Below are 292 nucleotides of genomic sequence, written 5' to 3'. Positions count from 1 at the left end.
CGCAAGAAATACGCCGCACCCAAACCCACACCCGAACCGGCTTCGCAGACCGAGACCGAACCGAACACCGGACCCGAACACAGTCCCCGAACGGGAACCGGACCCGAGCGCGGCACCGGATCCGAAACCGGACCCGAGCGAGACTCCGGACCGGGCGGATGCTCCCGCCCCGAAGACGAGCACGCCCCCACACCAGCAATACCGCCAGCAGCAGCGGCCGTACCGGCCGCACGGGCTGCGGCGATGTGTCTGGTACACCCGAAGACGAATGAACCGCTGATCCCGGTGCGCT

It is taken from the genome of Glycomyces sp. L485 (assembly GCF_022548875.1).
Classification (GTDB): Bacteria; Actinomycetota; Actinomycetes; order Mycobacteriales; family Micromonosporaceae; genus Glycomyces.
The sequence above is the reverse complement of the archived record's forward strand: the minus strand, read 5'-3'. Positions refer to the sequence as shown.